The following is a 6,872-nucleotide window of genomic DNA, read 5'->3' as shown; positions in this document are numbered from 1 at the left end:
AAGCGGAACTGCCCGGTCGCGGAGGTCCCGACCTCCGCGACCGGGCAGTTCCGCTTCTACGCGGCGGAGGGCACCTGGACGGTCCGCGCCCTGGTGCCCGGCGCCACCGCCGACCGCACGGTCGTCGCCCGGCAGGGCGGTCTGGCCGAGGTCGCCATCGCGGTCTGAGGGCTCTTCGAGGGGCCGCGTCCCACGGACCGGACACCGGTACCGGGAACGCGGCCCCTCGGCCCGTCCGCGCACCCGCCCGCCCGCGGGTTCTTCCGCCCGTCTGACTGCGCGCCCGCGGGTCCGGTTCTACGCTGGTAGGTATGTATGCGCGCAGGCGGCATACCTACTTCGCCATGATGGGCACGTGCATCGTGCTGTTCGTCCTGGCCTGCTCCGTCGTGCGGCTCTGGTCGGTCCCGGTGGCCGTGGGCATGTGCGTGGTGGCCATGGTCATCCCGCCGTTCGCCGCCATGGTCGCCAACCGGCGCGGCCCCGACGACCGCTGGTGGGACGACCCCTCCGGCGACCCCGAGTCCGACGCCTGGTGGGACGAACTGGACGGGAAGAAGAGGCCGGGCCCCCGGTGACCGGCGGGCCCTCCGCCGGCCCCCCGCGTCAGTAGACGAGCGCCTGCGTGTCTTCCGCCAGCGCCTCCTGGACGAACACCTGGGCCCCCGCGATCCGCACGCCCTCGATGACGTCCTTCTCCGTGATGTCCCGGCGCGCCGCGCACTGCGTGCACAGGGTGAGGCGCCCGCCCGCGACGATCGAGTCCAGCAGGTCCGGCAGCGGCGCCGCGTGCGGCAGCTCGAACTCCGCGGCCCGGCCCGGCAGCGCGAACCACGCGGACTCGCCGGTCAGCCACAGGGAGACGTCGACACCGCTCGCCACGGCCACCGCCGCCACCGTGAACGCCTGCGAGCAGCGTTCGGGGGCGTCGGCTCCCGCGGTCACCTTGATCACAAGCTTCTTCGCCATGCCCGGATCGTAACCACCGCCGCGACCCGGGCGCGGCCTGCCGTGCCCGGGGAGCCGTCGCCGGACGGGTGCACGCCGGGGCCGGGGGCCGGCCGCGTAAGCTGGGGTCCGCCCCGTGCACACGCAACGCACCCCCGCTCAAGGAGCATCCCGTGGTTCTCTTCTACGAAGCCCTGCTGGTCCTGGTCGCCGTCGGCGTTCTCGCCTTCGCCGGGCTGGCCGTGAAGAAGCTGTACCAGGGCCAGCGCTGACCCTGCCCGACCACGTCCAGGAACTGTCACTGATGATCGAGATCCCGTCCGACCTCCACAAGGACCTCGTACCGCTCGCCTTCCTGCTCGGCGACTGGGCGGGCGCAGGCGTGCACGACTTCCCCGGCTCCGAGAAGTGCAACTTCGGGCAGGAGGTCTCCTTCACCCACGACGGCCGGGACTTCCTGGAGTACTCGTCCCGCTCCTGGGTGCTCGACGAGAAGGGCGGCAAGGTCCGGCCGCTCGAGTCCGAGCACGGCTTCTGGCGCATCGACGCCGACCGCAAGGTCGAGGTCACGATGACCCGCGACGACGGCGTCATCGAGATCTGGTACGGCGAGCTGGCCGACCAGAAGCCGCAGATCGACCTGGTGACGGACGCCGTGGCGCGCACCGCGGCGGCCCGGCCCTACAGCGGCGGCAAGCGGCTGTACGGCTACGTCAAGAGCGACCTGATGTGGGTCGGCGAGAAGCAGACCCCCGAGGTCGAGCTGCGCCCCTACATGTCGGCGCACCTGAAGAAGGTCGTCACCCCCGAGGACGTCGAGCGCTGGGCCAAGGCCCTGCCCGACGACATGCCGGACGACGGGATCGCCTTCTTCAAGTGAGCCGCCGGGCCGCCGGGCCCCGGGCCCCGGGCCCCGGGGCGCACGGCCCGCGGGCCCGGTGTGATCCGCACCGGAGGCCCTAGACTCGTGGTGTGGTGAGCACCGACTGGAAGAGCGATCTCAGGCAGCGCGGCTACCGGCTGACGCCGCAGCGCCAACTCGTGCTCGAAGCCGTCGACACGCTGGAGCACGCGACCCCCGACGACATCCTCGTGGAAGTGCGGAAAACGGCGTCGGGGGTCAACATCTCGACCGTCTACCGCACCCTGGAGCTCCTGGAGGAGCTGGGCCTGGTCAGCCACGCCCACCTCGGGCACGGCGCCCCGACGTACCACCTCGCCGACCGGCACCATCACCTCCACCTCGTCTGCCGTGACTGCACCGAGGTCATCGAGGCGGACGTGGAGGTGGCCGCCGAGTTCACGGCGAAGCTGCGCGACACCTTCGGCTTCGACACCGACATGAAGCACTTCGCGATCTTCGGCCGCTGTGAGGACTGCTCCCTGAAGGCTTCAACTACCGGGTCGTAGGCTGGGGGTATGAAGAGCCCCCTGCTGACCCTGCCCGGCGCCGTTCCCGCCGAGGGCGTGGACGAAGGCGTCGCCGCCCACTACGGCGACCTGTTCCGCGAGCAGCGCGCCCTCGCCGAGGGCACCGGTTTCGTCGACCTGTCCCACCGCGGGGTCGTCACCGTGTCCGGGCCGGAGCGGCTGAGCTGGCTGCACCTGCTGCTCACCCAGCACGTCAGCGACCTCCCGCCGCACCAGGCCACCGAGGCGCTGATCCTCTCCGCGAACGGCCACATCGAGCACGCGCTCTACCTCGTCGACGACGGCGAGACGGTCTGGGCCCACGTCGAGCCCGGCACGCAGGAGGCGCTGCTCGCCTACCTGGAGTCGATGAAGTTCTTCTACCGGGTCGAGACCGCCGACCGCACCGCCGACTTCGCGGTGGTGCACCTGCCCGCCGGTTCCATCGCGGAGGTGCCCGAGGGCGTCGCCGTCCGTGAGACGCCGTACGGCCGCGACCTGTTCCTGCCCCGCGCCGACCTGGAGTCGTACGCCGGGAAGGTCGGGCCGCCCGCCGGCATCCTCGCCCACGAGGCGCTGCGGGTCGAGCAGCACCGCCCCCGGCTCGGCTTCGAGACCGACCACCGCACCATCCCGCACGAACTGGGCTGGATCGGCGGCGCGGTGCACCTGCAGAAGGGCTGCTACCGGGGCCAGGAGACGGTCGCCCGGGTCCAGAACCTGGGCAAGCCGCCGCGCAGGCTGGTCTTCCTGCACCTGGACGGCAGCGAGGTCCACCTGCCGCCGGCCGGCACCGGCCTCCGGATCGCCGACGACGGCCCGGACGGACGCCGGATCGGCTTCGTCACCACCTCCGTGCGCCACCACGAGCTGGGCCCGGTCGCCCTGGCGCTGGTCAAGCGGAACACCCCGGTCGACGCCCGCCTGATGGCCGGGGACACGGCGGCGGCCCAGGAGACCGTGGTCGAGCCCTGAGGGACACCCGCACGGGGGACACCCGCCCGGGGAGACCCGGGGGCGGGCCGTCCCCCGCGGCCGGCCCGGTCAGACCTCGAGGAGGACGGTGAACGGGCCGTCGTTGGTCAGCGACACCCGCATCCGCGCGCCGAAGCGGCCCGTCGCCACCGTCGCGCCCAGCGCACGCAGCCGGGCGACCACCTCGTCCACCAGCGGTTCGGCGACGTCCGAGGGGGCGGCGGCGTTCCAGGTGGGGCGCCGGCCCTTCCGGGCGTCGCCGTAAAGGGTGAACTGGCTGATCACCAGAAGCGGGGCGCCGACGTCGCTGCACGACTTCTCGTCCTGGAGCATCCGCACCGACCAGAGCTTGCGGGCGAGCTGCGCCGCCTTCTCCTCGGTGTCCTCGTGGGTGACGCCCACCAGGGCGCACAGCCCCTCGCCCTCGATCGCCCCCACCGTCTCGCCGTCCACGACGACGCTCGCGCCGTCCACCCTCTGCACCACTGCACGCATGCGCCCATCATGCCGGTCGGCGAACAGGCGGCTGACGGCGGTCGGCGGGGGTCCCCGAGCGGGCTATTTTTACTCCTTACCCCCCATCCGGGGCGGATCAGGAGCACTCGGTCACGCAGCGGCCGCCAGAGGTGGCACGATGCTGGCACACACCGGTCGAGGGGACGGTCGAAGCACATGAGCACACCAGGAACCGGGCAGCAGTCCGGGCCTGTCCTGCCGGTCCGGGCGGGGGTGGGGGAACGCGAGTTCCACCGCCCGCCCGCCCAGCGCACGGACAGCCCGGCCCTGCCCGAGGAGCACCCGGGCCCCGAGCCGGCCCTGACCGTGCGCAGCCTGCCCGAGCTGCGCACGCTGCGCCGCGACGCCCAGCGCGACGAGGCCGACCTCAGTTACGTGCGGCGGCTGCTCCAGGGGCGGATCGACATCCTGCGGGCGGAACTGGCCCGGCGCACGCCGGCGGGCGCGGCCTCGGTCGCCACGCCGGTGGAGGCGTCCGTGGTGGAGCGGCTCGCGGAGATCCTGCGGGACGCCCCGGTGCGCCGGCGCTCGTCCGCCCGCCACGTGACCCTGGGGACGCCGCAGAGCGAGGAGTACGGGCGGCTGGCGGCGGAGATGCTCGCCGAGGTGGAGCTCTCGGACCTGGGCGCGCGCACGGACGGGGAGCTGACGGCCGCGATGGGGCGGCTGGTGCGGTACGAGCAGGAGGTGTCCCGGAGCCGGCAGCGCCGGCAGCGCACCGCCGACGACTGCAGCGCGGAGATCGCGCGCCGCTACCGGGAGGGCGAGGCCCAGGTCGACGACCTGCTGGTGTGAGGCCGGGCGGGCCGTACGCCGGGCGGGGCGGCTCGCGTCCGGCGCCCGGGCGGCCGTCCGGGCGGGGCCGGGGCGGTCGGAAAAGCACGCGACACCCCCCGGGGGCCGACCTACGGTGAAGCCATGACCCCCACCGCCGGAACGCCCCGCACCGACCTCGAGGTGCGCCCGATCACCGAGACCGAGTTCACCGACTGGAACCGGGCCCTGAACACCGGGTTCCTGCGGGAGCCCACCTCTCCCCCGGAGGTCCTCGACGCACGCCGTCCGGAGTTCCGGCCGGGCCGGTCGCTGGGGGCCTTCGACGGCGGCCGGTGTGTCGCGACGTTCCGCTCCTTCGCGCAGGAACTCACCGCCGTCGGCGGCGCCGCGGTGCCCGCCGACGCCATATCGAACGTCACCGTCAGCCCCACGCACCGCCGGCGCGGCCTGCTGACCCGCATGATGGACCGGGACCTCGCCGCCGCGAAGGAGCGCGGGGACGTCGTCGCGACCCTCATCGCCGCCGAGTACCCCATCTACGGCCGCTACGGCTTCGGTCCCGCCACCTGGGCCACCGAGTGGACCGTCGACGTCCCGCGCGCCGGCCTCGACCCGCGCCGCTCCCGCCCGGAGGACGGCGGACGGGTGGACCTCGTGGACGCGGAGGACGTGCGCAAGCTCGGCCCGGAGCTGCACGAACAGCTGCGCGGGACCCAGCCGGGCGCGGTCAGCCGGACCGACCTGTGGTGGAAGGCGGCCACGGGCGCCGTGCGCTTCCACCCGACGTGGCACGAGCCCTTCTTCGCCGTGTACCGCTCGGCGGACGGCGAGGCCGAGGGCATGGTCTCCTACACGACGGACGACGAGTGGGGCGACTCCAAGCAGCCGGCGAACACGGCGCGGGTGAACTGGCTGCTGGCGGTGAGCCCGGCCGCGGAGCGGGCGCTGTGGCACTACCTGTGCTCGATCGACTGGATCACGAGGGTGCGGAGCGGCTGGCGGGCCCCCGACGACCTGCTCCCGCTCCTCCTGCCGGACCCGCGCGCCGCCGCCGTGACGACGCACGCGGACTGGCTGTGGGTGCGTGTCCTGGACGTCGTACGGGCGCTGGAGGCCCGGACGTACGGGGCGGCCGGTTCGCTGGTGCTGGAGGTCGCCGACGGTGCGGGACTGGCCGGCGGGCGCTACCGGCTGGAGGCGTCGGCGGACGGCACCGGGACGTGTGCGGCGACCGCCGGGGACGCCGATCTGTCCCTGGACGTGGCCGACCTGGCGTCGCTGTGGCTGGGCGACGAGTCGGCGGTGCGGCTGGCGGCGCTGGGCCGGGTCCGGGAAGGACGAGCGGGCGCCGCCCGTGAGGCCGACGCCCTGCTGCGTACGTCCAGGCGTCCATGGTGCCCGGACGTGTTCTGAGCGCTCGCGCGCTCCCTCGGTGCCGTCGCCGCCTCCTTCCCCTCGTCCGGCGGGTGTCCGCGCATCCGTAGCGGTTCTTGCCGTTCTCGCGGTTCGTGCTGTTCAGTTGTGGTGGTCGCGCCGGTACTGACCGACCGGGTTCCCGGCTCCCCTCCGGAGGAGGAGCCCGGTCGGCGGCCCGAGGAGCGGTCCCACCGTCACCGTGACGGCCAACCCCCTCGGAAGCCGGACCATGTTGCTCAAGTTGGCGACCAACTTCCTCTGAGTTATCTCCGCCTGGATGCGACTCATAACCACCTTCCTGTGAACTGCCCAAAGATGGCGGGAAGTTGTAGGGTTCCGGTGTGGACCCGGAATACGCCCCCGTCAATGGACGGAAGAGGCCGCAGCGGCCACAGAGGACACATCGCGAGGTGGCCGACGAGCTGCGCGCCCGGATCAGGTCCGGGGAGCTGCGGCCCGGCCAGCGCATGCCCACCCAGGCGAAGCTCGCGGACGAGTTCGGCGTCGAGCGCGGTGCCGTGCGCCAGGCGCTGCGCATCCTGCAGTCCGAGCAGTTGCTCACCAACGTCGCCAAGGGCGCCCCGGCGACCGCCGCCGGGGTGGCCGGCGACGGTCGCCGGGGCGCCCTTGGCGACGTTGGTGAGCAACTGCTCGGACTGCAGGATGCGCAGCGCCTGGCGCACGGCACCGCGCTCGACGCCGAACTCGTCCGCGAGCTTCGCCTGGGTGGGCATGCGCTGGCCGGGCCGCAGCTCCCCGGACCTGATCCGGGCGCGCAGCTCGTCGGCCACCTCGCGATGTGTCCTCTGTGGCCGCTGCGGCCTCTTCCG

At 73.4% G+C, this 6,872-nt stretch carries 9 protein-coding genes and 2 pseudogenes; 8 read left to right on the top strand and 3 right to left on the bottom strand.

What is annotated here, in order from left to right; translation table 11 throughout:
* The coding region (locus tag AOK18_RS31230) for a DUF1416 domain-containing protein (protein WP_157865143.1) at nt 1-168 on the top strand (168 nt) is incomplete at its 5' end.
* A 143-nt stretch (nt 169-311) separates the two neighbouring features.
* The gene (locus AOK18_RS22085) at nt 312-578 is read left to right on the top strand and encodes a DUF3099 domain-containing protein (RefSeq protein ID WP_055571881.1); all 267 of its coding nucleotides are present in this window, start codon (nt 312-314) and stop codon (nt 576-578) included.
* A gap of 28 nt (nt 579-606) precedes the next feature.
* Here the strand turns inward: AOK18_RS22085 and AOK18_RS22080 are convergent, their stop codons facing one another.
* Nucleotides 607-969 carry a DsrE family protein gene (locus AOK18_RS22080; protein ID WP_055695475.1) on the bottom strand — a complete coding sequence of 121 codons (363 nt, stop codon included), beginning with the start codon at nt 967-969 and terminating at the stop codon, nt 607-609.
* Nucleotides 970-1,252: 283 nt separating this feature from the next.
* Between AOK18_RS22080 and AOK18_RS22075 the strand changes: the two genes are divergently transcribed.
* The 3 genes from AOK18_RS22075 (at nt 1,253) to ygfZ (ending at nt 3,333) form a co-directional block, all read left to right on the top strand.
* Nucleotides 1,253-1,828 (top strand): heme-binding beta-barrel domain-containing protein, encoded by a 576-nt coding sequence (locus AOK18_RS22075; RefSeq protein WP_055571879.1) that lies wholly within the window; start codon nt 1,253-1,255, stop codon nt 1,826-1,828.
* A gap of 92 nt (nt 1,829-1,920) precedes the next feature.
* Nucleotides 1,921-2,358 carry a Fur family transcriptional regulator gene (locus AOK18_RS22070; RefSeq protein ID WP_055571878.1) on the top strand — a complete coding sequence of 146 codons (438 nt, stop codon included), beginning with the start codon at nt 1,921-1,923 and terminating at the stop codon, nt 2,356-2,358.
* 9 nt (nt 2,359-2,367) lie between these two features.
* A complete protein-coding gene (ygfZ, locus tag AOK18_RS22065; protein WP_055571877.1) occupies nt 2,368-3,333 on the top strand; it encodes a CAF17-like 4Fe-4S cluster assembly/insertion protein YgfZ in 966 nt (321 codons plus the stop codon).
* A 69-nt stretch (nt 3,334-3,402) separates the two neighbouring features.
* Here the strand turns inward: ygfZ and dtd are convergent, their stop codons facing one another.
* Nucleotides 3,403-3,828: a D-aminoacyl-tRNA deacylase gene (dtd, locus tag AOK18_RS22060; RefSeq protein WP_055571876.1), complete on the bottom strand. Its 426-nt coding sequence runs from the start codon at nt 3,826-3,828 to the stop codon at nt 3,403-3,405.
* 177 nt (nt 3,829-4,005) lie between these two features.
* Here dtd and AOK18_RS22055 point away from each other — a divergent pair, with 177 nt between their 5' ends.
* The 3 genes and pseudogenes from AOK18_RS22055 to AOK18_RS31225 all read left to right on the top strand — a co-directional run.
* The gene (locus AOK18_RS22055; protein WP_055695474.1) at nt 4,006-4,644 is read left to right on the top strand and encodes an RsiG family protein; all 639 of its coding nucleotides are present in this window, start codon (nt 4,006-4,008) and stop codon (nt 4,642-4,644) included.
* Between the two features lie 123 nt (nt 4,645-4,767).
* Nucleotides 4,768-6,039 (top strand): GNAT family N-acetyltransferase, encoded by a 1,272-nt coding sequence (locus AOK18_RS22050; RefSeq protein ID WP_055695473.1) that lies wholly within the window; start codon nt 4,768-4,770, stop codon nt 6,037-6,039.
* Nucleotides 6,040-6,383: 344 nt separating this feature from the next.
* Nucleotides 6,384-6,638: pseudogene (locus AOK18_RS31225) on the top strand (winged helix-turn-helix domain-containing protein); the annotation flags it as partial.
* Between the two features lie 99 nt (nt 6,639-6,737).
* On the opposite strand, the pseudogene AOK18_RS34555 reads toward AOK18_RS31225, so the two are convergent.
* Nucleotides 6,738-6,833, bottom strand: a pseudogene (locus AOK18_RS34555) (GntR family transcriptional regulator); the annotation flags it as partial.
* Nucleotides 6,834-6,872: the final 39 nt, after the last annotated feature.

The organism is Streptomyces prasinopilosus, assembly GCF_001419695.1.
GTDB classification, from domain to species: Bacteria; Actinomycetota; Actinomycetes; order Streptomycetales; family Streptomycetaceae; genus Streptomyces; species Streptomyces prasinopilosus.
The sequence above is the reverse complement of the archived record's forward strand: the minus strand, read 5'-3'. Positions and strand labels throughout refer to the sequence as shown.